General features: G+C 33.7%; 29 protein-coding genes, 2 pseudogenes and 1 other annotated feature. Of the genes and pseudogenes, 12 read left to right on the forward strand and 19 right to left on the reverse strand.

Translation table 11 applies throughout. From position 1 onward, the window contains the following. Positions 1-127: 127 nt before the first annotated feature. Both BPMYX0001_RS11380 and BPMYX0001_RS11385 read right to left on the reverse strand, forming a co-directional pair. On the reverse strand, positions 128-1,111 hold the full coding sequence (locus BPMYX0001_RS11380) for a sensor histidine kinase (RefSeq protein ID WP_033796166.1): 984 nt from the start codon (positions 1,109-1,111) through the stop codon (positions 128-130). Further along, positions 1,108-1,815 (reverse strand): response regulator transcription factor, encoded by a 708-nt coding sequence (locus BPMYX0001_RS11385; RefSeq protein WP_006094997.1) that lies wholly within the window; start codon positions 1,813-1,815, stop codon positions 1,108-1,110. The genes BPMYX0001_RS11380 and BPMYX0001_RS11385 overlap by 4 nt, the downstream gene beginning before the upstream one ends. A 209-nt stretch (positions 1,816-2,024) precedes the next feature. Between BPMYX0001_RS11385 and BPMYX0001_RS11390 the strand changes: the two genes are divergently transcribed. From BPMYX0001_RS11390 to BPMYX0001_RS11410, 5 genes are all read left to right on the forward strand, one after another. After that, entirely contained in the window at positions 2,025-3,167 is a 1,143-nt protein-coding gene (locus BPMYX0001_RS11390; protein WP_033798905.1) for a DUF418 domain-containing protein, read from the forward strand. 124 nt (positions 3,168-3,291) lie between these two features. Beyond that, positions 3,292-4,410 carry a sensor histidine kinase gene (locus BPMYX0001_RS11395; RefSeq protein ID WP_006094999.1) on the forward strand — a complete coding sequence of 373 codons (1,119 nt, stop codon included), beginning with the start codon at positions 3,292-3,294 and terminating at the stop codon, positions 4,408-4,410. A gap of 34 nt (positions 4,411-4,444) precedes the next feature. Continuing rightward, complete coding sequence (locus BPMYX0001_RS11400; protein ID WP_006095000.1) at positions 4,445-5,050, forward strand: response regulator transcription factor; 606 nt, start codon at positions 4,445-4,447, stop codon at positions 5,048-5,050. Positions 5,051-5,255: 205 nt separating this feature from the next. Then, on the forward strand, positions 5,256-5,894 hold the full coding sequence (locus tag BPMYX0001_RS11405) for a class I SAM-dependent methyltransferase (protein WP_006095001.1): 639 nt from the start codon (positions 5,256-5,258) through the stop codon (positions 5,892-5,894). A 266-nt stretch (positions 5,895-6,160) separates the two neighbouring features. Beyond that, positions 6,161-6,589 carry a cell wall hydrolase gene (locus BPMYX0001_RS11410; protein WP_003204532.1) on the forward strand — a complete coding sequence of 143 codons (429 nt, stop codon included), beginning with the start codon at positions 6,161-6,163 and terminating at the stop codon, positions 6,587-6,589. Between the two features lie 152 nt (positions 6,590-6,741). On the opposite strand, the gene lysS is transcribed toward BPMYX0001_RS11410, so the two are convergent. Next, positions 6,742-8,301, reverse strand: coding sequence for a lysine--tRNA ligase (gene lysS / locus BPMYX0001_RS11415; protein ID WP_006095002.1), 1,560 nt, complete (start codon positions 8,299-8,301; stop codon positions 6,742-6,744). 83 nt (positions 8,302-8,384) lie between these two features. Beyond that, positions 8,385-8,642, reverse strand: a binding site (T-box leader). Positions 8,643-8,769: 127 nt separating this feature from the next. Between lysS and BPMYX0001_RS11420 the strand changes: the two genes are divergently transcribed. Beyond that, on the forward strand, positions 8,770-9,669 hold the full coding sequence (locus tag BPMYX0001_RS11420; protein WP_006095003.1) for an SMP-30/gluconolactonase/LRE family protein: 900 nt from the start codon (positions 8,770-8,772) through the stop codon (positions 9,667-9,669). Between the two features lie 222 nt (positions 9,670-9,891). Here the strand turns inward: BPMYX0001_RS11420 and BPMYX0001_RS11425 are convergent, their stop codons facing one another. Together BPMYX0001_RS11425 and BPMYX0001_RS11430 are read right to left on the reverse strand one after the other, a co-directional pair. After that, entirely contained in the window at positions 9,892-10,227 is a 336-nt protein-coding gene (locus BPMYX0001_RS11425) for a hypothetical protein (protein WP_006095004.1), read from the reverse strand. Positions 10,228-10,238: 11 nt separating this feature from the next. Further along, entirely contained in the window at positions 10,239-11,408 is a 1,170-nt protein-coding gene (locus BPMYX0001_RS11430) for a ParM/StbA family protein (protein ID WP_003204545.1), read from the reverse strand. A gap of 240 nt (positions 11,409-11,648) precedes the next feature. Between BPMYX0001_RS11430 and BPMYX0001_RS11435 the strand changes: the two genes are divergently transcribed. Then, a complete protein-coding gene (locus tag BPMYX0001_RS11435) occupies positions 11,649-12,053 on the forward strand; it encodes a hypothetical protein (protein ID WP_033798906.1) in 405 nt (134 codons plus the stop codon). A 239-nt stretch (positions 12,054-12,292) separates the two neighbouring features. Here BPMYX0001_RS11435 and BPMYX0001_RS11440 read toward each other — a convergent pair whose 3' ends face one another. From BPMYX0001_RS11440 to sleB, 5 genes are all read right to left on the reverse strand, one after another. Then, the gene (locus BPMYX0001_RS11440; protein WP_006095006.1) at positions 12,293-12,781 is read right to left on the reverse strand and encodes a GNAT family N-acetyltransferase; all 489 of its coding nucleotides are present in this window, start codon (positions 12,779-12,781) and stop codon (positions 12,293-12,295) included. A gap of 26 nt (positions 12,782-12,807) precedes the next feature. Then, positions 12,808-13,170 (reverse strand): hypothetical protein, encoded by a 363-nt coding sequence (locus tag BPMYX0001_RS11445; RefSeq protein WP_033799655.1) that lies wholly within the window; start codon positions 13,168-13,170, stop codon positions 12,808-12,810. Between the two features lie 253 nt (positions 13,171-13,423). After that, positions 13,424-14,020, reverse strand: coding sequence for a YhcN/YlaJ family sporulation lipoprotein (locus BPMYX0001_RS11450; protein ID WP_033798907.1), 597 nt, complete (start codon positions 14,018-14,020; stop codon positions 13,424-13,426). Between the two features lie 26 nt (positions 14,021-14,046). After that, complete coding sequence (gene ypeB / locus BPMYX0001_RS11455) at positions 14,047-15,387, reverse strand: germination protein YpeB (RefSeq protein ID WP_006095009.1); 1,341 nt, start codon at positions 15,385-15,387, stop codon at positions 14,047-14,049. A 15-nt stretch (positions 15,388-15,402) separates the two neighbouring features. Continuing rightward, a complete protein-coding gene (gene sleB / locus BPMYX0001_RS11460) occupies positions 15,403-16,158 on the reverse strand; it encodes a spore cortex-lytic enzyme (RefSeq protein WP_006095010.1) in 756 nt (251 codons plus the stop codon). A 145-nt stretch (positions 16,159-16,303) separates the two neighbouring features. Here sleB and BPMYX0001_RS11465 point away from each other — a divergent pair, with 145 nt between their 5' ends. Then, positions 16,304-16,636 carry a DUF3889 domain-containing protein gene (locus BPMYX0001_RS11465; RefSeq protein ID WP_003204562.1) on the forward strand — a complete coding sequence of 111 codons (333 nt, stop codon included), beginning with the start codon at positions 16,304-16,306 and terminating at the stop codon, positions 16,634-16,636. Between the two features lie 186 nt (positions 16,637-16,822). On the opposite strand, the gene BPMYX0001_RS11470 is transcribed toward BPMYX0001_RS11465, so the two are convergent. Beyond that, the gene (locus BPMYX0001_RS11470) at positions 16,823-17,740 is read right to left on the reverse strand and encodes a serine hydrolase domain-containing protein (protein WP_033798908.1); all 918 of its coding nucleotides are present in this window, start codon (positions 17,738-17,740) and stop codon (positions 16,823-16,825) included. 538 nt (positions 17,741-18,278) lie between these two features. Between BPMYX0001_RS11470 and BPMYX0001_RS11475 the strand changes: the two genes are divergently transcribed. Continuing rightward, positions 18,279-18,944 carry an HAD family hydrolase gene (locus BPMYX0001_RS11475; RefSeq protein WP_006095012.1) on the forward strand — a complete coding sequence of 222 codons (666 nt, stop codon included), beginning with the start codon at positions 18,279-18,281 and terminating at the stop codon, positions 18,942-18,944. 204 nt (positions 18,945-19,148) lie between these two features. Here BPMYX0001_RS11475 and kynA read toward each other — a convergent pair whose 3' ends face one another. The 3 genes from kynA to kynU are packed head-to-tail and all read right to left on the reverse strand — an operon-like array spanning position 19,149 to position 21,946. Then, on the reverse strand, positions 19,149-19,988 hold the full coding sequence (gene kynA, locus BPMYX0001_RS11480) for a tryptophan 2,3-dioxygenase (protein ID WP_006095013.1): 840 nt from the start codon (positions 19,986-19,988) through the stop codon (positions 19,149-19,151). A gap of 38 nt (positions 19,989-20,026) precedes the next feature. After that, a complete protein-coding gene (kynB, locus tag BPMYX0001_RS11485) occupies positions 20,027-20,656 on the reverse strand; it encodes an arylformamidase (RefSeq protein WP_006095014.1) in 630 nt (209 codons plus the stop codon). Positions 20,657-20,659: 3 nt separating this feature from the next. After that, complete coding sequence (gene kynU / locus BPMYX0001_RS11490; protein WP_006095015.1) at positions 20,660-21,946, reverse strand: kynureninase; 1,287 nt, start codon at positions 21,944-21,946, stop codon at positions 20,660-20,662. Between the two features lie 160 nt (positions 21,947-22,106). Between kynU and BPMYX0001_RS11495 the strand changes: the two genes are divergently transcribed. Beyond that, positions 22,107-22,724 carry a TetR/AcrR family transcriptional regulator gene (locus tag BPMYX0001_RS11495; RefSeq protein ID WP_006095016.1) on the forward strand — a complete coding sequence of 206 codons (618 nt, stop codon included), beginning with the start codon at positions 22,107-22,109 and terminating at the stop codon, positions 22,722-22,724. A 41-nt stretch (positions 22,725-22,765) separates the two neighbouring features. Here the strand turns inward: BPMYX0001_RS11495 and BPMYX0001_RS11500 are convergent, their stop codons facing one another. Further along, the gene (locus BPMYX0001_RS11500; RefSeq protein ID WP_006095017.1) at positions 22,766-23,203 is read right to left on the reverse strand and encodes an NUDIX domain-containing protein; all 438 of its coding nucleotides are present in this window, start codon (positions 23,201-23,203) and stop codon (positions 22,766-22,768) included. Between the two features lie 36 nt (positions 23,204-23,239). Beyond that, complete coding sequence (locus BPMYX0001_RS11505; protein WP_003207301.1) at positions 23,240-23,482, reverse strand: DUF3977 family protein; 243 nt, start codon at positions 23,480-23,482, stop codon at positions 23,240-23,242. A gap of 217 nt (positions 23,483-23,699) precedes the next feature. Between BPMYX0001_RS11505 and BPMYX0001_RS11510 the strand changes: the two genes are divergently transcribed. Beyond that, positions 23,700-24,251: a hypothetical protein gene (locus tag BPMYX0001_RS11510; protein ID WP_033798909.1), complete on the forward strand. Its 552-nt coding sequence runs from the start codon at positions 23,700-23,702 to the stop codon at positions 24,249-24,251. Between the two features lie 133 nt (positions 24,252-24,384). Here BPMYX0001_RS11510 and BPMYX0001_RS34520 read toward each other — a convergent pair. The 3 genes and pseudogenes from BPMYX0001_RS34520 to BPMYX0001_RS34910 form a co-directional block, all read right to left on the reverse strand. After that, positions 24,385-24,525, reverse strand: a pseudogene (locus BPMYX0001_RS34520) (helix-turn-helix domain-containing protein); the annotation flags it as partial. A 3-nt stretch (positions 24,526-24,528) separates the two neighbouring features. Beyond that, positions 24,529-25,074: a GNAT family N-acetyltransferase gene (locus BPMYX0001_RS11515; RefSeq protein WP_006095019.1), complete on the reverse strand. Its 546-nt coding sequence runs from the start codon at positions 25,072-25,074 to the stop codon at positions 24,529-24,531. Positions 25,075-25,390: 316 nt separating this feature from the next. Beyond that, positions 25,391-25,666, reverse strand: a pseudogene (locus tag BPMYX0001_RS34910) (transketolase C-terminal domain-containing protein); the annotation flags it as partial. 105 nt (positions 25,667-25,771) lie between these two features. Between BPMYX0001_RS34910 and BPMYX0001_RS11525 the strand changes: the two are divergent. Next, entirely contained in the window at positions 25,772-26,614 is an 843-nt protein-coding gene (locus BPMYX0001_RS11525; protein WP_033798910.1) for an oxidoreductase, read from the forward strand. Positions 26,615-26,644: the final 30 nt, after the last annotated feature.

The raw sequence follows: 26,644 nt of genomic DNA on the forward strand, positions 1-26,644 counted from the left end.
TTTATTCTGCTTAGTTTGAAGTGTAAAGGAGTTATCTTACATCTCATATTGATTCGTCTTTCATTTACCTTACAACTTTGTAAGATTTCTAAAAAAAGCTGATGAAAAAGTCTATTTCATCAGCTTTTTATGAGATATAGAAAATAATTCGTACAGTTGTCCCTTTTCCAACTTCAGAATGCACTTCTACTTTATGACCTAAATGTTTTGCAATTTCATGCACAAGATATAGTCCCATTCCTGTAGACTCTTTAAAATCCCTGCCATTTTCTCCAGTAAAGAACGGTTGGAATACTCGTGGTATATCTTGTTTTGGTATACCTACTCCAAAATCCCTTACTTCTAAGATGACAGTCTTGTCTACGTTATATGCTTTCATTATAATTTTTTCTCTACTGCCCGCTGAATACTTAATTGCGTTAGATAGAATTTGACCAACTAAAAATTGAAGCCATTTCACATCACTTTCTACCATGATGTCTTTTTCAATATTAACTGCTGGATATACAAAATTCCGGATGAAAAAGCGCTTATGTTCATGTATTACTTCATTTACCAACTTGTATAATTGCACTCTTTCTACGTAGAAATCTTGTGTGAACGTTTCTAGACGTGCCACATATAGAGCCATTTCTAATCCCTTTTTTAATTTATCTGCTTCTTCACCGATACTCTCAAATCTAGAATCAACTTCATCTTGTGTAATCAATTCAATAACAGATAAAGGTGTTTTCATTTGATGAATCCATTGATTCATAAAAGTTAAATGCTCCTCATTTTTACGTTCCTGCACTTGTAACTGATTCTGATAGTGACGGTATTGTACTTCTAATAACTCATGTAACGCAATAGACAGGACTGCAAAATCTGATTTTTGTACAGATTCATCTAATGATTGCATCGGATTTGCTAACCTTTCATAAAAAGACTTATGCGTAAAATAGCGATATAGTAAATACGCAAGCAAAAAACATAATCCTAAAAACATTGCATAAAGCGCAGTTGTCATATGACGATAGCCATCAAACCAATAAACAAGAAAAATGGCGATGAGCTGGAAAGTTGTAAAACATAGAAGCGGAATATGCTCACGTATAAATAGTTTTATCATTTTTCTCCACCGATTTCCCATGTTATATGTAATCGATAACCGACACTACGAATGGTTTCAATTGCCCCTTGAATACCTAATGCTTGTAATTTTTTCCGAACACGCGTTGTATTCACACTTAGTGTATTATCATCAACATATAATTCGCTATCCCAAAGTTTGTTCAATAACACTTCTCTACTTACAACGCGCGGATAATTTTTCATTAACATTTCTAACAAAATCGCTTCATTTCTTGTTACATCAATTTCTTGATTACGTAATTGTAATACTAAACGCTCCGGAAACAAAGTAAGCCCTTGCTGTTCAATCATTCGTTCTTCTATTTTTGGTGCATAGTCTCCATATGCGCGCCTTAGTTGACTACGAACTTTTGCCATTACAACTTCATAATGAAACGGCTTTGGAATATAATCATCCCCACCATTTTCTAGTGCCATCACTTGATCCATTGTTCCTTCACGAGCTGAAATAAATAAAATAGGACACGTAGAAATAGCGCGAATTTGCCTGCACCAATAATATCCATCGAAACTTGGTAAATTAATATCTAGTAGCACTAATTCTGGTTTTTCTTGTGAAAAAATATCTAATACACGTTGAAAATCAACAATAACAATTGCTTGATACCCGTATTTCTCGATATAAGAAGATAATAATTCCGCGATTTTAGGATCATCTTCCACAATCATAATTTTAACCATGTTTTCATTCCTTTCTTATAATCTCTACGTAAGCATATACTACCATATTTTTTCTTACTTATTTTTAAGAATTCATTGCATGACGATTTAAACACTTCATTTTTTCGCCTATATGACAGGTGTCATTTGCTCTAACTGACACCTGTGCATACAAAACATTCCTTTTTAAAGATACAATAATGACAAAATCATTAGAAAAGAGGAAAATAATGAGAACTAACAACAAAAGAATTCGTTTGCTTGATATATTAAGGGGCTTTGCTGTGTTAGGAACACTTGGTACGAATATTTGGATTTTTGCATATCTAGGGGATATTTCTTATATCTTTACGTTCGATCATGCAATTTGGTGGACATCACTTAATGATTTTATTCGGCTGTTCGTTTTATTTTTAGTAAACGGTAAACTTCTCGGTTTATTAACAATTATGTTTGGTGTAGGACTTGAATTGAAATATCAACAATCTTTACGCAAAGGCAATACATGGCCTGGCGTTTACCTATGGACTTCTTTTATACTTTTATTAGAAGGTTTCATTCATTTCACTTTGGTTATGGAATATGATATTTTAATGAGCTATGGAATAACCGCAATTATTGTTGCTTTTATTATTAAACGTGGTGACAAATGGATTAATCGCGCTATGAAAATGATTGGTATCTTTCACGGAGCTGCTATGCTTGTCATTCTTTCTATATTTATGTATTTAAAATTCATAGGAGGGAACATTTCACTAGGTAACGCTAATGAAATTATAGCTCTTTATAGTGATGGAACTTGGTTTGAACAAATCCATTATCGACTAACAAACTTTATCGCAAATCGACTGGAAGTAATTTTTGTTATCCCAATGAATATTTTCTTATTCTTATTCGGGATACGTCTTATGCGCGCTGGCGCTTTCTCCCCTGATGAAAATGGAAAAAGAATTCGCACAAAAATGTTTAAAATCGGTATTATGATTGGCATCCCTCTCAATCTATTAATCTTTATTCCAGGTGGTGTTTTCGATTTACCAGCTCGTTATTTATTTGCACCTTTCCTTTCTATTTTGTATATTGCATTGATTGCTAAAATGATAGAAAGAGTTGAACATTTTTGGTTATGGCAACGCCTTGAAAATGTAGGAAAGATGTCTCTTAGTTGTTATGTTCTTCAAAATATTCTTTCTTCCATTCTCTTTTATGGTTGGGGCTTCAGCCTTGGTGGGAAATTGAACTCATTATCGATTGTCTTTATTTGGATCTGTATCTGTTTCTTTGAAATTTACTTCGCAACATTTTGGCTGAATAGATTTAAGTACGGACCAATGGAGGCTGCCAGAAGATACACAGCTGGTTTAATTAAGTAAAAGCGATTCTTAGTGGGACTTCACCATTTCCACTGAGAATCGTTACTTTTAAGATTTTGTGGGCTTTACCCTGAAATAGGATTTATTACAAAGCCTTATTCCCTCTTTGTAGGAGGAAAGTAGAATGTTTAAAAAAATTTATCCACACGATCAAATCGAAAAGTACTTATACTTAGATATTATTTTTATTGTTCTTTTAATTTACAATGTAATTCGAGCAGAAACGAGCATTAACTTATTCTTAAAAATTGTTCTTTTATTGCTTATTTTGTTATCTTTTTACTTCGAATTGTGGTATAAAGATTGGCGCCTTCTCCTTTCCAGTTTATGTAGCTGCTTATTATTTGCACTACTTGCAATATTCATCGAATCATGGCTACTTTTTTATGGTTTTGTCATCGGGAATTTATTAGGAAGAGCCCAATCTAAATTGTATATCGGCATCGGTACAGTAGGCATCGCAATGATGTTTTTTCTTGTTAGTTGGTATACCTTTGGTCACCCTTTTTACATATTAAAAACTTCTTTGCTTCTTGCCTTTATTCTTCAACTTGTACAACCATTTGTCATCCATATCCGGGAAAAAGCAAAATCTTTACAAAAGGAGCTAAGCGCCGCAAACTCTCAAATTGAAAGATATATTCAAGAAGAAGAAAGACACCGCATTGCAAGAGACCTTCATGATACACTCGGGCAAACATTAACAATGATTAAACTGAAAAGTGAACTGACAATACGATTGATAGAAAAGGATCCACCACAAGCAAAACAAGAATTAAATGATATTTTAGACACATCACGTTTCGCATTAAAACAAGTACGTGAACTAGTTACTGATATGAAATATATATCGATTGAAAGTGAATTAAATCATCTACGTGAGCTATTACATACAGCCGGTATCCAATTTACGACTAATGCAAACAGAAACGCACCTTTGCTATCAAATGTTGCGGAAACAATGGTTGCTCTCTCTATAAGAGAAGCCATTACAAATATTCTAAGGCATAGCCAAGCAAACCATTGTACAATCGTTCAAGAAATGGATACAAAATGGTTTCAAATAAAAATAAACGATGATGGAATTGGCTTTCAACATGAGCCACTTGGATTCGGAGTTCAATCAATTCGGGAACGAATGAAGATGATACATGGCACAGTGGGTATACATACATTAAGAAACAACGGCACAACGATTATTTTAAAGATACCTATTTCAACAAACTTAATAGAAACAAATTAACCTTGTAAAACGATACAAGAAAGGCGGCAGTAAAATGATTCGTATTGTAATTGCTGAGGATCAAAAAATGCTTCGCGGAGCCCTCGTTTCTCTATTAAAACTAGAAGAGGACATTGAAGTGGTTGCAGAAGTTTCAAATGGGCTAGATGCTTGGAACATTATTACAAAACAACAACCCGATGTGTGTCTTCTTGATATCGAGATTCCTGACATCACTGGACTGGAAATTGCAGAAAAATTAAGAACTATGGGACATCCCTGCAAAATAATGATTGTTACAACTTTTGCTCGTCCAGGATACTTACAAAAAGCGATGGACGCAAAAGTAGAAGCATATTTACTAAAGGACGAACCAATTGAATTTCTTATTGACGCGATTCATAAAGTAATGAATGGTGAACGTGTAGTAAGTACAGACCTAGCTGCTACGCTGTTTTTAAAGGAAGATAACCCACTAACTGCCCGTGAAATGGAAATACTCCGTATGGCTAAAAACGGAATGACAACGAGAGAAATCGGTAAAACATTGTATTTAACAAACGGAACTGTTAGAAATTATTTATCATCTTCCATTCAAAAACTTGAAGCTGAATCAAGATTTCAAGCCATTCGTATCGCTGATGAAAAAGGATGGATATGATGTAAGATGCGGTATAGTAAAAGGGATGCTTCTTCTACATCTTTCCTCCCTTTTAAAATACAAGTTTGTTATAAGTTAATTTAAATATTATTTTTTTATATTCAAATTTCTTATATCAAAAAATGCAGTATTTTGGAAGTCTATCCTTTTCTTAAAGCAAGTACTATAATCAAATGAAAATTATAAGAAAGGAATGAGTTAACTAATGAAACAGCAAAAACAATATTGGAACGAGGTTGCACATGAAAAACAATTTACAACTCCCTTTCGATTTGATTTGTTTCAAACACATGTAAAACAAGAAGCGAGTATCTTAGACTATGGATGTGGATATGGAAGAACATTGCGTGAGTTAAGAAAAACACAGTTTACCAATCTTTATGGCGTTGACTTCTCAGAAGAAATGATTAAAAGGGCAAAATTAGACGATATGGGGATTCATTTTAGTGTCATTGAAAATAGAAACCTAGCATTTCCTGATAATTATTTTGACTCTGTACTTTTATTCGCAGTACTAACTTGTATTCATAGTGACGAAGAACAAAGAGCGATTTTAGATGAAATTAAGAGAGTCTTAAAACCTAATGGAATAATTTATATTAATGACTTTCTATTAAATCAGGACAATCGTAATTTAAAGCGATACGACCAATTTTATCAAAAATATGATATATACGGTGTATTTGAATTACCTGACGGAGCCATTTTACGCCATCATAATGAAGAACAAGTAAAGTGCTGGATGAAGGGTTTTAAACAGCTGGCATATGAGAAAGTGGAATATACAACAATGAATGGGAATCGATCCAACGGGGTAGTTTGTATAGGGAAATTAATAAAATAAAACCTTAGAACTTGGAGTATGCTATGGTGATTTATAATCAGACTAATAATAAAAACTTTACACTTGCATATCCCCTCCTTGTTAAGACAACATTCTTTACTAAAGTTAACACAGCGAAAGAAACAATGCTTTTCTTATTCAACACAGACAGAAAATAATCAAACACTTTTATAAGCCAACTATTCTTAAAACACATTTGTAAAAGCACCACACTCATTTTCCTACATAACCTTTACTATAACCACCTCTACAAGGGAGGAACTAATATGGCTCTTATTCCTTATAATGAAAGCGATGTCGATTTATTAGCACGCTTAATCCGTGCTGAGGCTGAAGGTGAAGGTAGACAAGGCGAACAGCTTGTCGGCTGCGTTGTAGTAAACCGCGTTTTTTGTGACTGCTTAGACTTTAAACAATTACGTACCGTAAGTGATGCGGTATATCAAACTCCAGGTGGATTTGAAGCTGTACAATACGGATATTTTTATCAACGTGCTCGTGACTCAGAAAAAGAAATTGCAAGACGTGTGTTACAAGGTGAATGGCGCTGGCCAGCAAGATGGTCCCTTTGGTATTTCCGGCCGACTGGTGCTTGTCCACCGGAATGGTATAATCAACCATTTGCAGGGCAATTTAAAAGCCATTGTTTTTATGAACCAATCGGGGATGAATGCCCGAAAATGTATACGCGATAATAACTTTATAAAATTCACCACATTCTATTAGTTACAACCTTAAGAATTCAAGGACGCGCATATACAAGTCCTTGAATTCTTAGTTATACTATTAATCACCTCAAACACAGCTTGATAATATAATTTGTGTTTGAGTTAGTATTCTACTCTACTTAGTTACAAAAATCCAATAAGGACACTATTTTCTCGGCACCTATTACAGATATAAGTAACGGTATCCGTGGACCACTTGGCTGATTGATAACAAGTCTATAAATGATTCTAAAAAGTAATTTTTGATTCTCTTTCATTATCTTTTTACTTTCATTATGACAAATTTCATATATCTGTTCCATTATCTTTGGACTATCCGCATTTGTAGGAACTATTTCACAAACTTCTAAAACCCACCTTTTCTGTACCTCTTCCAATGTTTCGTAAAACTCCCAATTCTTTTCTTTATTTACTTCAATCATTTTTTGCGGTTGTAAATTTCGAATCCAGTATTCCACACGATTACTTATTTTCATAATGTCAATCAAGCTATAATCTGCATCCACTTTCGCTAATATCTCTTGTAAAATATGAGTATCAAAGTTCACTAATGGCAAGACGCCTGCTACTTGATTAAATTTTGGTAAGCTGGCATTTTCATCACTAACGCCGGAAAGCCTAATTACATCACGGAACTCTTCATTATTTAACTTATTATTTTGACAACCTTCTTTATATCTTTCATACTCAGTATAATTCCGAATCACATCCTCATCCATACCAATATGAAATGCTGCATTTGGTTTATATTTTGAAAACATAAATAGAATGACTTCTGGCAAATACACATTTAATAATTCACTTGGAGTAATGATATTCCCAGCAGAACTTGACATTTTTTGATTATTACCTTTTATTCCAATGAAATCATAGGCAACATAATTCGGTGCCTCATAATTGAAAATTTTACTAGCTATCTCCTTTGAAACATTATAACTACCTGTTTCGGCTGAATGATCTCTCCCACCCGGTTCAAAAATCACATCTTCTATCATCCATCTCATCGGCCAATCAATTTTCCAATTTAATTTCATGTGACTCGTTTGCGTTACTGATAATACATTATGACTCCCACATTCACACTCATATCGGATTGTTTCCGATGTTTCATCAAAATTTGTTATTTTTGTTGAATCTTTCCCGCATTGCTCACAATATAGCGTAATTGGATAAAAAATCTCCCGCTCATCTTCAGATGGTTCACTCGTTTTGAATTTCATTAATACGTCGTAGATTTCTTTTCTTCTTTTTAATGCTTGAAGTATATGTTGATTATATCTCCCAGTTCTATATTCTTCATGTTGATAAATAAACTCCACATCAATACCAAAAGTTTCTAATGATTTTTCAAATTCTTTTTCAAAATGCTCTGCATACGATTTATGGCAACCATATGGATCTGGAATATCACAATATGGCATACCAATATATTTCTCAAATGATGAATCAACGTTTTTCGGAACCTTTCTAAATCGGTCGTAGTCATCCCATGAAAATATAAATCGTGTCTTTTTTCCTAAATCTTGAAGTGCTCTTACAACAAAATAGGTCGTTATTATTTCTCGAAAATTACCAATATGAACAGACCCCGAAGGACTAATTCCGGATGCACATACAAACGTCTCTTTATTTGGATGTTTTTGAATAAGTTCATGCGCGATTTGATATGCCCAGTGCATATAATTCACCTCTTATTAATTTTTTATTTACTCTTCCACTTCCTTTTCAAAACAAAAAAACTCCCACCCCCAAGATTATTCATCTTGAGGACGAGAGTTGTTCACTTCGTGGTACCACCTCAGTTTATTAATATGTCACCATATTAATCTCTTCAGGTACGGCAATCATTTGCTTATACCCTATCTCTATAACGGGAGAACCCGTCGCATTATCCCTAAACAAGTTAGTTCTATGCGCAGCTCCAAGTCTTTTTTCATTAAGATTTTTACCCCTCCTTCTCAGCTACCGGAGTTCTCTGTATGCAATCATTCTTAACTACTCTTCTCTTCATTGCCACTTTTGTTATAAGTTATTTTCCATATAATAATTTATAATGTTATCGTTGTCAAATTTCTCCAAATTAAAGGGTTTGCTACCATTTTCATCGAATATATATAGGTTATCTTTATAGAAAGGAGAAAAATACATTGTTAGGAAAATTAGAATTAGTTATCGATGCTAAAGCAAACTTAGGAGAAGGCCCTTGTTGGGATGAAGAAAAACAAATATTATACTGGGTTGATATTTTAGGGAAAAAGGTATGCATTTATAACCCTATTACAAATATAAATCGTAAAATTTCATTAGACCAACAAATTGGATGTGTCGTTCAAGATGCATCTGGCGGAGTTATATTAGCAATGGAGCGTGGTTTCCATTCTCTTAATCTTGAAACAGAGGAATTAAAACTTATTCATAACCCGGAGTCTCACCTGCCAGAAAATCGCTTTAACGATGGAAAGTGCGATCCCGCTGGTCGCTTTTGGGCTGGCACTACCGATTTATATGGAGTCAGCGCAGCTGGTTCTTTATATTTCTTGGATACTGATTTTAGTGTAAAAAAGCAATTAGAACATGTAAATACATCCAATGGTTTAGCCTGGTCACCCGACCAGCGGTATCTTTATTTCATTGACACACCTACTAAAAAAGTCACTCGTTTTGATTATGATATACACACTGGAACAATTAGTAACCCAATAGATATCATTATTATTCCTAATAGTGAAGGATTACCTGATGGAATGACAATTGATGAGGAAGGCTGTTTGTGGATTGCACATTGGGGCGGTGCTAAAATCACAAGATGGAATCCAATGACTGGCGAAAAAATTCTAACAGTTCCTGTTCCTGCACTCAATGTAACTTCCTGTACATTTGGAGGACCTGACTTAACAGAATTATATATTACTACTGCTAGGACAAGAATGAACCAAGATCAATTAGAAGTTTATCCATATGCTGGTGGCGTATTCCGAATAAAAACACAGGTTAAAGGGTGTCCAACTTATCAGTTTAATCATAAGAAATCGCAGGTAAAAAAATGAATCGAATAGAGTACATTAGACAAGGAAAAAAAGTATCATGACCTTTGTTATGAAGAATCGCTTTCAAAATTCTCCCTCCTTATTTTTTTATTTTAATAAACATCCATTTACCTTCAAAATATTCCGTACTTTCGGTTTGAATTTCGCATGATTAATGGGCAAAAAAAGCCTACCACTTAATCATATTTACAGTGGTAGGCTTTAGATATACTTTTATATGTTTTAAAAGAAGGGACAATCTATTTGATCAATAAATTCCCAAGATTTATTTTCTACACATTCGGCAGGTCCTTTCTTTTCCATTGACACTTTTCTAAGAGGATTTACTTCAAATTTAAACATAGAAGTAGGTTCAATATACATGGAAAAAACATAGCTGCTAGGTAAAGTTTTAGATACATCAATATCGCCTACTTGTTTAAACAATTGCTGGGCACCGTATAAAAAAAATTTTGTTACATCAGATTGCTTATTAATCCATGCGATCATTTCAGAAGATACAGATTTATTTAAATGGATTTTTACCCGATCACCACGCTTATACCGCTTGCGCCCCATACTCACACCAACTAACTAATTGTTAAATTCGTAAATCCCAATTCTTTTTGTTTATGTTCTCTATACCGTGGTGAACATGTGTAAACTAATAATCCACGTGCATTTGTAAATAGAGGGTTATCTACAAATATTACATTTTTCAAACGACCTTTTTGTTTTAAAATAAGTTGCAAACTGTTTTTAATGATGACAGCGCCCCCGCCATAGATAAATACATACGGATCATCTTTCATATCATCAATTTTATTAATAATATCCGTTGCAACTCGTGCAGCTAATCCTAGAAATGCCTGTTGTGACTCTTCTACTAGCATTGCATGCCTTGGGTGTTTCTCATTTAAATAAATTTGATTAAACTCTGTAATACTATCTATTGTTTTTGTCGGATGCTTCCGATTCCATCTTGTAATAATCTGCAATAAAGTTTCTTTAACTCCATAGGACAATCCTTTACTTAATTGCGGTCTAAAATTCACTCCAAATGAAACAACTTCCTCAGTTGTACCCGCACCAATATCAAAAGATAATAATGTTTTATCCACAAAATCAATCTCTGTAATAGCATCTTTTTCACTTGCAACTTTATGTTTTAAAATATTACCTTCCTCATCGTACACAATCCCCCAGGTACCAGACGCCCCTTCTGGTAAGCATTTACAGTACTCAATGGATATATTTATCGTTACATCTCTTCCATTTGGATAATGAAAAATAATTTTATGATTTCCCATATAACGTTTAGCGTTTTCTGCTGCGATTTCTTGCGTAATAGTTTGCATTGGAAGAGCAACTGATAAATCGTAACGAATATTAATATGATCTAATTTCGGACTATGACGCATAGCGCTAATTGCTAAACCTGATAAAATCGTTAGAACCATTAATTCATCTGTAGATTTATTAGACTTCTTCTCTACTTCTGTCCCTTTCAACTGATCATTGATAACCTTTTGCCCAACAATGTAACGTACATTATTCAACATGAGTGAAGATGAATTAATCGTCACATCTATATGATTTTCCACTTCAGATATCGGTACATCCTCTTCGTCTAATAAGCCTGTCGGTTCCCCAATATACAGTGAATATATACTTGGAATATAAATCGGATTTTGGCCTTTCACCATTAACTTTAAACCGTTATTTCCAGCGTCTGCACCCGCTTTTAAAAGTATGGACATATTTACCCCCCAATTTAATCTGACATCCCTTCCAAATATATGCAAATAATAACTTTAACATTCAAACCAAATAGAAATCTTTTTCCTTTCTGTTTTTTAATGTTTATTTCTAAACTGAGAAATAAATAATTAATTTTCATAAATTTATCTATTTATGTAAAATATATTTGACATTACTCCCTGTCATTTTTATACTATTAAGTGTAAATAGTTTTTTACACTTATAAAGAGGTGAATACGATGAATCAGAATAACTTTATTTTCGTAGTTATTATACTATCATTACTTGGAATACTCATACATGGCGCATACAAATATACGACCGAAGGAGCCATTCTCGGAGGGACTATTTTTGGAGCTTCTTTAATAATTAGTTATTTAATAAATCATATGACATGGGGAGATCCAAACAGCGTGTCAGAAGAAAGTCAAGATGAAATGGGACAACAAATTACATATAAAAGTTTCAAAATTGGATATTTTGTATTAGTCGTTATTATGTTTATTTTATTGATTTGGTCAGAAGGATTTTCTACCTTATATTCGCTTGATAATATTCAAAATCTCCCTTTATTTATAGCGCTTTGTTCTTCATTCATTGTTATTCCACTTGTAGAATTCGTTGTTTCGAAACGTTATCAATAAAGGTATACATAATAGGAGAAGGCATTCCTTTACATAGGAATGCCTTCTCTTTCTTCTTCATATTTTTTACAAACTTGTTCTAATGTTGGTCCAGTTCATCAATAAGCCGGTAATGTTTATAATCAATTTCATAACAGTTATTACGCAAAATAGCTATCATTGATATTACCACACTACGCAGCGTCTCTTTTCCTTTTGGAGACCATCTACATTCGGTCGCACGTATACTTGGTGAATTATCAAGATGGTAAATATAAAACAAGCTGCCTTCCAATTGGGCCCATTCTTCTTTGACCTCTATCTTCAAATCCTACTTTTAAATACAGCTTTTGAGCAGGAATATTTTTTTCATTTACAGCTAGTACAATTTCATTTTTATTCGGAAAATAGGATGCTACAAAGTCATGTAATAAGGCTAATCCTTTTTTGGCATACCCTTTTCCTTGTTTCTCGTAATTGATAGAAAAGGCAACTAAAAGTAAAGCATTGGGATTATCTGTGTATTCTGCTACCCTCGTTCCTGATTGTAATGCAAAAATTCCTACTGGTGTATGATTCGCTAAAATAACAATAACATTTCGAGTTGTGTCTTTTTTAGCTTTTTCAAGCAAGTCACTTGGTTTTGCTGTAAATTGAATTTGTTCACTAGGTAAAATAAATGCGTCTATAATTTCTTTATATTTTTCATCATATGGAATAAGCTGAATATCTTCTGTTTGCAAATTCATTTTTATTTCCCCTTTTCTTCTAATTACTAACTTAAACCTTGCTGTGACTTAGAACGTACTTTTCCATCTAAAAAGGTAATCTCAGCAAAGGATTGTGGTGGATTTCCTTTCCAGGCAAAAGTTTGTTTATAGTTTGATGAATTTTCATTACCTTGATTTATAAGTAAATCCCCTTCAAATCCTATTAATTCTTTTACTTCGTTATATGTCATTCCTTCATTTATTTGTGAGAAAATATTCATATCAATTGTTTCTCTCTTCTTTTTTTCTGTGACAGTTGAAGAAGTTGTTGTTTGTTTCTTTATTTCTTTCTTTTTATCACACGCTGTCATACCAAAAATCACACACAGACTAAGACCACAAACTATGAGTGCGCATTTATTTTTCATCATTACAACTATCTCTGGTTTAAAAACGATACCCAAGCATATCTAAATGTAATATATCGCAGAGAAACCAGGATAAACCTCCTTCTTTGTTATGTTTTTTATTCATCATTTTCAGATAGTTTTATATAGTTTTATACACGGTGGATCTGTCGTAACTTCCTAATTATTATTAAACCATATATTCCCTTTTTGATAAACTGAATATTAATAATTAACAAAAACATCTCGCGCCATATAGCACGAGATGTTTTTGTTATCTTTTAAGATGATTATTTGATTGATCTTCTTGTTCTTTTCTTAATTCATTCTCTTCATCTTTTGGTAACTGTTTGTCGTTTTCTTTAATCGGATTCGTTTCTTTATTTTCAATCATATCATTTGGTACTTGTGGCATAACACGTCCAACAATTGCAGCAAGTTCATCAAGAATTCCTTCGCCAGCTTTTCCGTGCTTAATTTGATTCCCCATTCGCTTTAATCGTTCATACGTATCAACATCCGCTACAACAACTGCATTTGCACCATTTGGATCATGTTTTAAGCTTTCAGCGACAGAATACTTGATTGATTCTACACGAGTTCGATCCAGTTTTGCCTTTACATCAATGCCAACAACAGCATATTTTCCAATAACGACTGCGGTCGCATCTTTTACACCTGGTATACTAGAAGCTAAAGAAGCTAAATGATCTGCCACTTGTTCATTCGGTTTTGTTTTATCTTTTGTATAGCTAACATTTCGCATAGATACATTTTTTTGTTCTGGTTTTTCATGAGCATTCTCTTTTTTTCCTACACTACACCCTGTGATAGCAAAACAAATCATAAGCATATATATAAGGATTTTCATCATTTTCACCACTTTATCATTGATGTTTAATCATAAATCTTTTCGACAGCCTGCATCTTTTTCACTTTTTCTTCAGTTCCGTCATTTGCATTAATAAAAATTTGGTACGTATCTTTTCCTAATGTCCCGACAAATTCATAGCACAATACTTCTTTATGCACATCATTTACAACAACCGCCTTGCGTTCTTCCATTACTTTTACATCTGGATTGATTTTCTTTCTTGCATCAGCAGCCGTTAATTTTGCAGTTGGAATGGTGCGTTTTTGATGTGATGCTAAATATTCTTTTGCTGAAAAACCAACAATTGATCCATCATCTAAAGCAATTTTTATTTGAATTGCTTCTGGATAAATACGCACATTATTCTCATTCACAACGTACGTAAACACACCAATATTATCGTACTGTGAACTATCAAAGAGCTCCATATTGGTAAACTTATGGTCCTTTAAGAAAGTTAATCCTTTACTTCCTGCGTCATTTAAGCTAATTTTTTGTTCCTTAATTTCACGGTTATTCATTACCCATATTGGATATCCACCTTTTTCGGTAATATCCATATAAAATTCATTCTTTGTTTCAGGATCTTGAATTTTCACACTATAAAATGATTCTTTAGCACCTTTTCCGCTTTTCTCAACTTCTACTTTTTCATTGCCTTTTAAATTTAAAAATGATTTTGCTATTTTTGCCGCTTCCTCTTTTGAAATCGCTTTACCTTTTGCTTCAAAGCCGCCTTTTTTCGCCTTTTGCATGCTTGTGAAAGTTGGACCGAAATTATTTGAAGAATAAGATGTTACATTTTTCTCAACCGTCTTAAGCCCGTCAATAATCGTGTTATCCGCTGGATCTTTATTTGACGCAAGCGCAAGTTCTACATCCATCCAACGTAAATTATTTTTCAAAACGAGATGCTGTACTTTTCGAAGCTCATCTTGAATGTTGCCAGCATTTGAATATAGAGTTTGAAGCGCTTTATATTCTTGATCGTTTAAAGGTTCTTTCTCTAAATCACGAATGGCAGTGCGATAACTAAAATCACCAATATTCGCTAAAAATTCCTCGGTTTTATTAAACGGCATTAATGTTAAAGGTAGTTGTCCTACATCAGAACGAGCTTCCGATGTTAAACGCCACACATCCGCTAATGCCGGTGATAAAGATGTACGTGAATTCATTGCCAGTGTTGTTCCGATTTTATCGTGTAATAAATCAACCTCATACGCTAAATCATGAAACGCACGCTGATAGCTGTTTTCTGCTCGAATTAACACCGCATTTTTTTCTTGGTGTTCTTTATAACCCCAATACCCTGTTCCAACTACGCCGATTGTTAACAATACAATTACGATACCTCTTAACATTTCTTCACCTCCGCTCTATTTACAGAAAATATGTTTGCCGATTTTTTTAATTTGTGGTCGACTCCAAATCCATTTACTCGTTGCAGTATCTGGATTGAAATAATACAGTGCATTTCCAGTAGGATCCCAACCATTAATAGCATCTAATACAGCTTTTTTCGCCGTTTCATTTGGCGTTAAATAAATTTGTCCATCAGCAACTGCTGTAAATGCACGTGGTTCAAAAATCACTCCAGATACTGTATTCGGGAATGATGCACTTGTCACACGATTCAAAATAACTGCCGCAACTGCAACTTGCCCTAAATATGGTTCACCACGGGATTCACCATAAACTGCGTTCGCCATTAATTGAATATCATTTTGTGAATAACCATTTGGCACATTTGTACCTTTATTTTGGGCTGGCTTATTACTTTGTCCACCCGTGTTCCCTTTATTAGCAGTTGATTTCTCATACTTTGTCGCTTTTACAAGCATCTGCTTCGTCTTAGCCCCCGCTAAGCCATCTACAGGTAAACCGAACTTTTGTTGAAAATTCCTTAGTGCCCAATATGTACCCCAACCAAATACACCATCTACTTTTCCCGTATAAAATCCGTTATATTTCAATCGAGACTGTAGTTCAATGACATCTTCTCCAGAGGCACCTCTTTGAATCACCTGATTAGAAAAGGCTTGGGCATTTCTTGTCTGCCCGCTACTTACAATTACAGATATACCGATTAATACAAACAAAATCAGTATTTTAAAAATAACTGTATGACGCACATATTTCCCTCCTTATTTGCAGTGATGATTTCATGGTTATGTTTTGTAAATAAAACGCTTTTATGTAAAGAAGACAAAAAAATCCAAACTTATATGATTTAGACTGCATGTACACAATAAGAAAAACGGCTAAAAGGAGTTTATTATGAAGCGTATTTTTGCATGTTTTGTATTAGGAATTGTATTTGTTACAGCATATTGCAATACATATACTCATTCATCAGTTGTTCACGCACAACCACCATATGCAAAATGGGGTAAACTTGCGGTAGAAAAAACGAAAGAAAACTATCCAAAAGCGCAAATTATTGATTACCTTCATATTGGAAGAAAACCGAAGACAGTGAATATAACAACAGAAAAATTCAAATTATGGCTGCGTGAAGATGGAAAGGAATATGGTGTTTTTGTTGATGTAGAGTTTGATACAAGAACGGAGAAGTTTTTGAAGATTACATTTCAAAAGAGCAGTAGATAATGTTCAACTAACCAAGCTTTTACAGGCTTTTATTTCCCCACTTATCTTCTGTTGTTTCTTTGATTCTTGACATTAGAATCTTATTGTCAGCGAATAGCGGGATTAAAAAAGAGGAAATCATCTCGATTCCCTCTTTTTTATTACTATTTAACTTTCACTTCTTGCTTAACTATACTCTCCTTCTATTTATGTATGATTAACGTTCTCTTGTAAATGATTTATAAATAATTTTAATGGTACTAACCCACGCTTAGGCATTTGACTACTTATAATGGCTACAAGTTCTAATCTCGGAATGATGATAATGTATTGCCCTCCATATCCCATAGCAAAATACATACAATACGGTATGTGAAATCTTTCATTGTCTAATACCCACCAGTGATAACCGTATGCTCCAACATGTTCATATGTCATAAAACGAACCTTACTTGATTGTTCAATCCAACTTGAGGATACAATCCTTTCTCCATTCCAGAAACCATTTTGCAGACATAATAATCCTATTTTTAACAAATCATCTGCTTTCATTTTCATACCAAATCCACCAACATAAATACCTTGAGGATCTTGTTGCCACTCATATTCGGTAATTTGTAAAGGATTAAATAAATATTTCTTTGCAAACTGCTCCGTTGTTTTTCCAGTAGCAACTTGTAGTATATAACTTAACAGATGTGAAGAGCCTGAATTATAATTCATTTTTGCCCCTATCTCTTCCATTAACGGCTTCTGCAAAATATAATTTATCCAATTATCTGATTCCACGAAATCATTTGGAAATACAACTCCATTTCCAAACTCCTTCCACTCTTCACCAGTTGTCATTGTTAACAAGTGATAAATGGTTAATTCCTTCTTTTCTTTCGGTACATTGGGAAACCATTTTGCTATAGGCGTATGTATATCATTTATGTAGCCTTTATCTATTGCTATACCGATTAAAATTGATACGATACTTTTCGTGATAGAATTAATTTTATATAAATTGTGTGCGCATTCTTTTGTTTTATAATATTTTGTTGTTAACTCACCTTGTTGATATACGAGAAATGCATTCACTTTCTTTTTCATAAATTGATTTTCCAACTTGTAAAAATCCAATATGTATTCCTCCAAATGTATACTGTTCTTGTCTGTTTTTACTATTCTACTCAAATCAAATAAATATTTCTATTTCTATGTACTTTCTAAAAAAATATCCAATTTCACGTGTGGCAAACATATACTATAGATATAAGACATGGTCACTCATACTAAGTAGTTTCGTTTTCGTGGAAAAACACTTAATAACATACGAATTAGCATATCAATTAACATACGAATTGGTATGCTTTTTTCATTGATGTAACAATATTTCCAAGGAAAATAAGTACAAAATAGCATACCAAATAACAGCGTGGCAATAGTCATTGTTTGAATTATGGTGTTAATTTTATTGTTAAATGCTATGTTATTTCTAAACTCTTTTGAAAAAAAGAGAAAGGTCATTGTAAATTTATGTTAAAATGTATATAAAGATTGTGAGAATTTGTACTTAAACTGATGAGTCAGATTAGCTGAATAGGGATTGGTTAAGTTATTCTGTCTTTATGTTAAACTTTAGAAGTTATTCAGCAATGGTAAAAAGGGAGAGAAAGTAATGTTACAATCACTGATTTTTGATATGGATGGAACTCTATTTCAAACAGAAAAAATTCTAGAATTATCACTTAATGATACTTTTAACCATTTACGGTCACTAAATTTATGGGATACAGTAACCCCCATTAATAAATACCGTGAAATTATGGGTGTACCTTTACCAAAAGTTTGGGAAGCTTTGTTACCTAATCATTCCAATGAAGTAAGAGAACAAACGGATGCTTATTTTCTGGAAAGATTAGTTGAAAACATAAGAAGTGGGAAAGGTGCTTTATATCCTAATGTAAAGGAAGTTTTCCGTTATTTAAAAGAAAATAATTGTTCAATTTACATAGCGAGTAATGGTTTAACGGAATATTTACAAGCAATTGTGAGTTATTATAATTTGGATAATTGGGTTACTGAAACATTTAGTATTCAACAAATACGAACACTCGACAAAGGAGATTTAGTTAAAACAATTATAAAAAAATATGACATAAAAAAGGCAGCGGTAGTTGGAGACCGTCTATCTGATATAAATGCAGCTAAGGATAATGGTTTAATTGCAATTGGATGTAATTTTGATTTTGCACAAGAAGATGAACTTGCTCAGGCTGATTTGGTCATAAATGACTTAATGGAGTTAAAAACGATATTGCCTGAAATGAAAATAGTTTACTAAACCAACGGGTGCTTTAACTGAATAAGCGAAATAATAAATCAACGCTCAGAATGATATATGTCTGGGCGTTTTTGTTTGTTATTAGGTATGCGATTTATAATGTGAATTACCGTGTTATTAGATATCTTTTTTACACATAATTACAAAGAAAAAAGTACACCACGCTTCAATAAGTGATGTACTAACAATTATATAATCTTTACTTTATAACTTCGTCCGCACATTCCAAAGTTCTGGGAAAAAGCGTTGATCAAGAACACGTTTTAAATAAGAAACACCAGATGATCCACCTGTTCCCATTTTATGTCCAATAATTCGCTCTACTGTTTTCATATGACGGAAGCGCCACTGCTGGAGCCAATCTTCAATATCGATTAACTTTTCTGCCAGTTGATATAAATCCCAATATTTCTTCACATCAGCATACACCTCTAACCATGCAGCTTCAACTGTCGCATCTTCTTCATAAGGCTGTGTAATATCACGATTTAAAACATTTGGATTGATTTGGAACCCTTCTTTTACAAGTGCCTGAATTGCAACATCGTAAAGACTTGGTGAATGAAGCGCTTTATGCAAACGAGCATGTAACTCTGGATCTTTTTCATAAATTTTTAATGCATGAGGTGTTTTATAACCAAGCGCATACTCAATCATACGGTATTGATAAGACTGGAATCCTGATGCTTGGCCGAGTGAATCACGAAATTCAATATATTCAGATGGTGTGAGCGTTGCAAGAATATCCCAAGATTGAATAATTTGCGATTGAATTTTTGAAACGCGCGCAAGCATTTTAAAAGCTGGAGCCAGCCTATCATTTTGAATAGATTCAATCGCTGCACTAAGCTCATGTAAAATCAACTTCATCCAAAGTTCACTCGCTTGATGAATGACAATAAACAACATTTCATCATGATGATCAGATAACCTTTTTTGACTTCCTAGCAAACTATCTAATTGTAAGTACTCTCCGTATGTCATATTTTCTTTAAAATCCGTATGAATTCCCTTTTCCATAATTACTTTTTCATTTTCTTTCATAAAAATGAACACCCCTTCTATGCATCATCTACTTGCTCTTATAGTGGTCTTATTACAGCTCGAACTGGACTCCCATCCGCATCTGTCAATGCAAGTGGCAGGGCAATCAGTTCATAATCTCCGTCTTGTACATGGTCTAATACAACATTTTCTAAAATATGAATACCATATTTAAATAATTGGTGATGCGCCGCTAATTCTTTATCATCTAGCGGATCTACAGAAGGTACATCCACTCCAATTAATCGAATGCCTTTTTCCGAAAGAAATGGTGCAATATCAGCACGTAAATACGGAATTACTTGCGGGAATTCCTGTGCATTCCCATGCGAAGAAGTCCGAAGTAATAACCTCTCTACCCCATCTAAAGGGAATTTTTCTAATTCTTTTGCGCCAATACTTTCGATACCTGATACATCTATAATTCGAGCTTTACCAACATAGACATTAACATCTAAATCTAGTACCCTTTTTCCGTTATTATCAAAATGAAAGGGCGCATCAATATGCGTACCCGTATGAATACTCATCGTTAATTTTCCAACATTAACAGATCCACTTTGTTCTTTTGCCCATGATACTTCGTATGAAAATGGCGTATCTCCTGGCCATGTCGCAATATCATTATTTAATGGTTGTGAAATATCAATCCAATCAGATTCCTTCATTGCTTATGCCACAACCTCTCGCTTATTTTCAAACTTTTTATATTCTTCATCTTTCATGATTTTCTTCAAGATTTGCACAGATTTCCACACTTCTGCGTACGTGTTATATAAAGCAACTGGCGCAAGGCGAACCCCATTTGGTGCACGAAAATCAGGAATAACTCCATTTGCTTTTAAAGCTTTACATATACGTGCAGCTTCTGGATGCTCTAAATATATATGCCCTCCGCGTTTATCATCCTCTAATGGATTTCCAATTGTAAATCCCATCCCCTTCAGTTCATGGTTGATTAAATTTAACATATAACGAGTAATGTGTAATGATTTTCCTCGCAATCTTTCAATGCCAGCTTCTTTGAAAATCTCAAGTGAACCAATAAGTGGCGCTGTACTTAACACATGAGGTGTGCCAATTTGATATGCCCCGGCATGCTCAGCTGCTGTTAATGTATGTTCCATATCAAATTGCTTATCTTTTCTTGAACTAAACCAACCAGAAAGCCCTGGAAGACGATTGAAATGTTTTTTGTTTACATATAATCCAGCAACCCCACCAGGTCCTGCATTTAAATATTTATAATTACACCATACTGCGAAATCAACACCCCACCCTTTAAAGTCATGCGGAATTGAACCGATGGAATGGCATAAATCAAAACCAATATAGATACCACGCTTGTGCGCTTCAGCTGTTAATCGCTTCATATCAAGAATTTGTCCACTTCGATATAGCACTGCAGGCAATAAAATTAACGCAATATCATCAGTCATCGCATCAATAATATCTTCCTCTTGCAGCGTTCTACCATCCCTGCTCTTCACTCGTACAAGATGTTCATCTGGATCTAGTCCTTTTAAACGGATTTGACTTTGCAAAGCATAAATATCTGATGGGAACGTTAATTCATCCGCAAGAATCTTTGTACGAATTCCTTTCGGTTCATAAAATGTCGCAATCACTTGATGAATATTCGTCGTCGTGGAACCGGTTACAATTACCTCTTCAGGTAAAGCACCAACAAGAGGAGCAGTTAATTCGCCTAATTGTTCAGAGAGAAAAAACCAAGGATATTCTCCTTCTGTCCACCCGTCAATACCATACTCTTTCCATGAATCTAGCATAGTAAGTAAAGATTTTTCTGCTCTTTTTGAAAGTAATCCTAATGAATTACCATCTAAATATATTGTATCTGCTTTCTTATAAAATTCTTTTTGAAAATCAGCAAGTTCATCGTATTTATCACATTCCATTGCATATTCGTAAGATGGTTCAAATGGCTCTCGATACATTCTTTCACCTTCTCTTAATTTTCTTTTTATTCTAACTAGTTGAAATATAACACTATAACTGACATGACGTCAATGATATTATGTCAGTTGACTTTTTGCATTCGCTTCTACTAGAATAAAGTTATATTTTCAGATATTTCAGTATAAAGGAGTGTCCAGTTTGGGAAAAGATCTTCTTTCAACAAGACAACAGCGATCTATAGAAACGAGAAATAAATTATTAAAATCTGCCCGCAATGTTTTTTTAGAAAACGGATTTCACAAAACAACAATCTCTCAAATTATTAAACATGCTGAAACTGGTTATGGTACGGCATATGTTTATTTTAAAAATAAAGATGAGCTCCTCATAGTCCTTATGGAAAATGTTATGAATCGTTTTTACAAAATCGCTGAACGTTCCTTTTTTCCTAAAACAAAAAAAGAAGCTCACAGTATGATTGAAAATCAAGTGCGAGCTTTTTTACAATTAGCTGAAGAAGAAAGAAATATATTACAAGTCGTTGAAGAGGCTATCGGTGTGTCAAAAGAAGTTCGACAAAAGTGGAATGACATTCGAGAACGTTTTATTAGCCGAATTATACAAGATATTACCTATTCTCAAAATAATAGATTAGCTAGAAAAGAATTAAATAAAGCAATTGTGGCACGCAGTTGGTTTTATATGAATGAAACGTTTCAGTGGGAGATTGTCCGAAATGAGATCGATGTAAATCTAGAGGAGGTTGTTTGTACATTAACAGAGCTGTATACAGCGGGCTTATATAAAAATGAATAGCACACTCTCGTCTCTATGAAGAAAGTGTGCTATTTAATCGTTTATAGGAATATTTCTTCTGGATATGGCAATGCTAGCTTTGGTCTTTCCTGTGATGAAAAGTATTGAAGTTTTAACGATTCCTCATCTATCGCTCTCAACTCTCCTCCAACTCCCTCACATTCAAACACAACAACGATATATTCCACTTGATCTCCATTTGAATATGTATGACGGAAGTCTTTCCCTCCAAAAATCCCTTTTATTTCTTTCACTTGTACTCGTAAACCGGTTTCTTCCCACACCTCACGAACAACTGCTTCTTCTGGAGTTTCACCAGGTTCAATTGCTCCTGCAGGTAAACTCCAAAATTCCCCACCCGGATATTGAAATAAGATTTCCCCTTGCTCATTTTTAATAATTGCCGCTACGCTCGGCATGAAAATAAGATCAGACCCTACTTTTTCACGGATTTGTTTGTAGTATGTAGAAATCGCCATATGCCATTCTCCTTACAGATTTTCTGTATGCTTATATTATTGTACTTTACTCACAATCCCCAAAATAAACTTATACTCATTTCGATTTTTTCTCATCTTTTTAAACCCTTCTTTTGAATCAAAAATCAAACAAGTTTTTCTAAACCAAACTCGTAAATAGCATGATTCAAAATAAATAGGTTTCACAACTCCTTTTTGCTCAAACTCTGTTCCATCTTCTCGTTCTATTTCTGTTCGAACCAACCATTTATTTCCGATTCCGGCTTCTATGTACTTCACTTACAACTCCCCTTATATGAAATACTTACATCTTCCTTAGGAAATGTTGTTCTAAGCATTCTACTATTTCCCTGGTAAGCGCAGATTTTGACAGATTCTCTATTATTTCTACTTAATTGAAACTAGCAACATTCCTGTTATAAAGAAAAAGGAAAAAGCTTCATATATACCGAATAACACAAAAATAATCCATTCTTTTGAAAGAGGTATATATGTTATGAACGATCAATTTACTACTCTCCTAAGTGAAATGACCTTTATAGAAAGACAATATGAATTTCGAAATCCAGATGTTGTTCTCTATCATCCCGGTCATTACACAGAATTAAATGAACAAATCATCACATTATTTCATGAGGAAGGCTTTAAAACAATTATGATTCCCAGTGTACATAATCCATTTTTAAATGCAAATGAGTTTACCTTTCATAAAGAAATCCTAGTTAAATCAGGAATTCCTCAAGAACTAGTTATTCCAATAATAGGAGAAGCGAATACAGCTAACGATGTTATAAAAAACGCAATGCTTCTTCTATCAAAAACAACAGAAAACAAAAATATTTTATTAGCGGGAAAAACTTTTTTTATGAAAAGATTCTTGCTTATAGCAACTGCGTTTGCTACAAATGACATGACTATTGATGTTCTTCCATTACAAGATAATAGAAATCTTACGAAAGATACTTGGCATTTAACTGATACTGGTAAAAAAAGAGTGTTGAATGAATATCATATGATTTCCCAATTCCTTAAGCAAAATTATCTTTAATTTGTATAGCCGGAGATAAGATCATATTAGTTTTTAGAAATTATTTGACTCTACTATTTCCCCGGTAAGCGCATATTCCGACAGAACGTGCACTTACATATAAAAGAAGCAGATTGATAGAAGCCTGCTTCTTTTATATCTGAAATCGCTGCATCCGTTTATAAAAAGTACTACGCGGGACATCTAACAGTTTTGCCGCCAGTGATACATTTCCCTTTGTTTTTTGAAGTGCCTCAATTATCCCATTCCGCTGTATTTTTTCACGAAAGGTTAATTATTATCCATTAAATCTCCCCATAATAATAGTGTTATAGTATTTACCATCCGCAAGTCTTTTGTCATTTTTTAATATACCTTCAATTTCAAAACCAAGTTTTTCATACAATTTAATTGCTTTATCGTTTGTTTCTAAAACATTTAACGTCATTTTTTTTATATCATTGGCATTAGCCCAAGATATGGACTCTTTTAAAAGATTTTTCCCAATCCTATATCCCCAAAACTCTTTTAATACGCATACTCCAAATTCTACTTTATGAGAGAATCTCTTTAAATACACTCCCTCACATCTTGAAAACCCAACAATCCGATCGTTCACTACCGCGACTAAAAATAAGTTTCTTGGACTTTCAGTGTCCGTTTTGATAATTTCTTCAAATCTCGTTGTATCTATGAATCCCTCCCCTTCTTCTCTGTCCAGATTTTCAGTTTCTCCATCAATTTGTAATCTTAATTTAGACAAATCATTTGCATCTTTATCCATTGCAGATCTAACAGTATAATTAATCCCATTTACATAAAATTCTTGTTTGTTAATAATCATAATACACTCCTTTGATATTAAGTTGATTTAGAAGAATAAGACAGGTAAAGATCTTAGTAATTTACTGCAATTTTAACCAAATAACCTCCCACGATTTGTTCCATAAGATATTGTCCTATATGGTAAATCTTGATAATTTCAGTTTATCATAGGTTAGTTAAGAATAAGTAGCTATCTGTAACCACCTTTCTCTTTTAAAAATCCTTTAATCGATTTATATTAAATAAAAGTTACCTACATAAGTTAAATATATATAAAGAGAGTTAATTACTGAAATATAAAGCCTGTATCATAATCTATGATACAGGCTAGTTTTTTACACATTCTCCTTCTCGAAATTTGCAGTAAAAGGGAGTTCTCCAACGAAAATATCTCCATATTGATCACGCACTGCCTTTTCTGTTAAACCAACGCTTGCGATCTCTGGTGCTATATAGATGCAGGGCGGATCAATTACTTCTACTTCAAATCTTTTCTTTGTTAATTGCTCCGCAGCCTCTAGAGCAGTATGAACTTGTTCCCCGATTGCTACAATTGTGACATCTGAACCTTCGCGCTTTACTTCAGCTTTTCCTAATGGAATTGTGTAGTATATAACGAGAGAATAAACTCTATGTCTGGAGGTCAATTTGACCAGAATGATAGATTTTTGAAGTATAACTCGCTATGATGTAAGAAAAAAGAAAGTGAGCGGAAAATGAGTAAAATCGTGATTATTACAGGTGCATCCAGTGGATTTGGACTTTTAACTGCCCTCGAGCTTGCGAAAAAGGACTATTTCGTCATCGCTACAATGCGTAATCTTAATAAACAAACGGAATTATTATCTCAAGCTGCTGCATTACACTTACAACAAAATATCAAAATTCATCAATTAGATGTAACAGATCAAAAATCTATACATGCATTCCAATTGTTTTTAAAAGAATTAAACCAAGTAAACATTCTCGTCAATAACGCAGGCTATGCGAGTGGTGGATTTATAGAGGAAATTCCGGTAAAAGAATATCGTAGACAATTTGAGACGAATGTATTTGGAGCAATATCCATAACTCAAATTGTATTACCTTATATGCGAAAACAAAAAAGTGGGAAAATTATTAATGTAAGTAGTATTAGTGGCCAAGTTGGATTCCCAGGTTTATCCCCCTATGTTTCTTCAAAATACGCATTAGAAGGTTGGAGTGAATCCCTTCGCCTAGAGGTAAAACCATATGGAATAGACGTTTCATTAATCGAACCCGGTTCCTATAACACAAACATATGGGAAGTTGGGAAAGAACTTGCCGAAAATTATTCAGAATCAACCTCTCCTTATAAAGCGTATATGGATAAAATACAAAATCATATTAATAATGGCAGTGATACATTTGGCAATCCAGTAGATGTTGCAAGAAAGATTGTAGCGATTGCTGAAGCAAAAAACGCAACATTACGATACCCAATTGGGAAAGGTGTAAAATTGATGATCGTTGCTAAAAAAATTCTTCCGTGGAGAGTATGGGAGTTTCTTGTTTTGAGGAGTTTTAAGAAGATGTAATGTAAAAAGACTACTGATAAATAAGAGTCG

Source organism: Bacillus pseudomycoides DSM 12442, assembly GCF_000161455.1.
Lineage (GTDB): Bacteria > Bacillota > Bacilli > Bacillales > Bacillaceae_G > Bacillus_A > Bacillus_A pseudomycoides.

Excerpts from the sequence above, each read along its gene's own strand:
- BPMYX0001_RS11475 (WP_006095012.1), top strand. The coding sequence starts at position 18,279 with ATGTTACAATCACTGATTTTTGATATGGATGGAACTCTATTTCAAACA.
- BPMYX0001_RS11390 (WP_033798905.1), top strand. The coding sequence starts at position 2,025 with ATGAGAACTAACAACAAAAGAATTCGTTTGCTTGATATATTAAGGGGC.
- BPMYX0001_RS11465 (WP_003204562.1), top strand. The coding sequence starts at position 16,304 with ATGAAGCGTATTTTTGCATGTTTTGTATTAGGAATTGTATTTGTTACA.
- kynB (WP_006095014.1), bottom strand. The coding sequence starts at position 20,656 with ATGAAGGAATCTGATTGGATTGATATTTCACAACCATTAAATAATGAT.
- BPMYX0001_RS11435 (WP_033798906.1), top strand. The coding sequence starts at position 11,649 with ATGAATCAGAATAACTTTATTTTCGTAGTTATTATACTATCATTACTT.
- BPMYX0001_RS11440 (WP_006095006.1), bottom strand. The coding sequence starts at position 12,781 with ATGAATTTGCAAACAGAAGATATTCAGCTTATTCCATATGATGAAAAA.
- BPMYX0001_RS11450 (WP_033798907.1), bottom strand. The coding sequence starts at position 14,020 with ATGAAAATCCTTATATATATGCTTATGATTTGTTTTGCTATCACAGGG.
- BPMYX0001_RS11500 (WP_006095017.1), bottom strand. The coding sequence starts at position 23,203 with ATGGCGATTTCTACATACTACAAACAAATCCGTGAAAAAGTAGGGTCT.
- lysS (WP_006095002.1), bottom strand. The coding sequence starts at position 8,301 with ATGCACTGGGCATATCAAATCGCGCATGAACTTATTCAAAAACATCCA.
- kynA (WP_006095013.1), bottom strand. The coding sequence starts at position 19,988 with ATGAAAGAAAATGAAAAAGTAATTATGGAAAAGGGAATTCATACGGAT.
- BPMYX0001_RS11385 (WP_006094997.1), bottom strand. The coding sequence starts at position 1,815 with ATGGTTAAAATTATGATTGTGGAAGATGATCCTAAAATCGCGGAATTA.
- ypeB (WP_006095009.1), bottom strand. The coding sequence starts at position 15,387 with ATGTTAAGAGGTATCGTAATTGTATTGTTAACAATCGGCGTAGTTGGA.
- BPMYX0001_RS11380 (WP_033796166.1), bottom strand. The coding sequence starts at position 1,111 with ATGATAAAACTATTTATACGTGAGCATATTCCGCTTCTATGTTTTACA.
- BPMYX0001_RS11510 (WP_033798909.1), top strand. The coding sequence starts at position 23,700 with ATGAACGATCAATTTACTACTCTCCTAAGTGAAATGACCTTTATAGAA.
- BPMYX0001_RS11515 (WP_006095019.1), bottom strand. The coding sequence starts at position 25,074 with ATGATTATTAACAAACAAGAATTTTATGTAAATGGGATTAATTATACT.
- BPMYX0001_RS11445 (WP_033799655.1), bottom strand. The coding sequence starts at position 13,170 with ATGAAAAATAAATGCGCACTCATAGTTTGTGGTCTTAGTCTGTGTGTG.
- BPMYX0001_RS11400 (WP_006095000.1), top strand. The coding sequence starts at position 4,445 with ATGATTCGTATTGTAATTGCTGAGGATCAAAAAATGCTTCGCGGAGCC.
- BPMYX0001_RS11525 (WP_033798910.1), top strand. The coding sequence starts at position 25,772 with ATGAGTAAAATCGTGATTATTACAGGTGCATCCAGTGGATTTGGACTT.
- kynU (WP_006095015.1), bottom strand. The coding sequence starts at position 21,946 with ATGTATCGAGAGCCATTTGAACCATCTTACGAATATGCAATGGAATGT.
- BPMYX0001_RS11425 (WP_006095004.1), bottom strand. The coding sequence starts at position 10,227 with ATGGGGCGCAAGCGGTATAAGCGTGGTGATCGGGTAAAAATCCATTTA.
- BPMYX0001_RS11405 (WP_006095001.1), top strand. The coding sequence starts at position 5,256 with ATGAAACAGCAAAAACAATATTGGAACGAGGTTGCACATGAAAAACAA.
- BPMYX0001_RS11430 (WP_003204545.1), bottom strand. The coding sequence starts at position 11,408 with ATGTCCATACTTTTAAAAGCGGGTGCAGACGCTGGAAATAACGGTTTA.
- BPMYX0001_RS11410 (WP_003204532.1), top strand. The coding sequence starts at position 6,161 with ATGGCTCTTATTCCTTATAATGAAAGCGATGTCGATTTATTAGCACGC.
- BPMYX0001_RS11395 (WP_006094999.1), top strand. The coding sequence starts at position 3,292 with ATGTTTAAAAAAATTTATCCACACGATCAAATCGAAAAGTACTTATAC.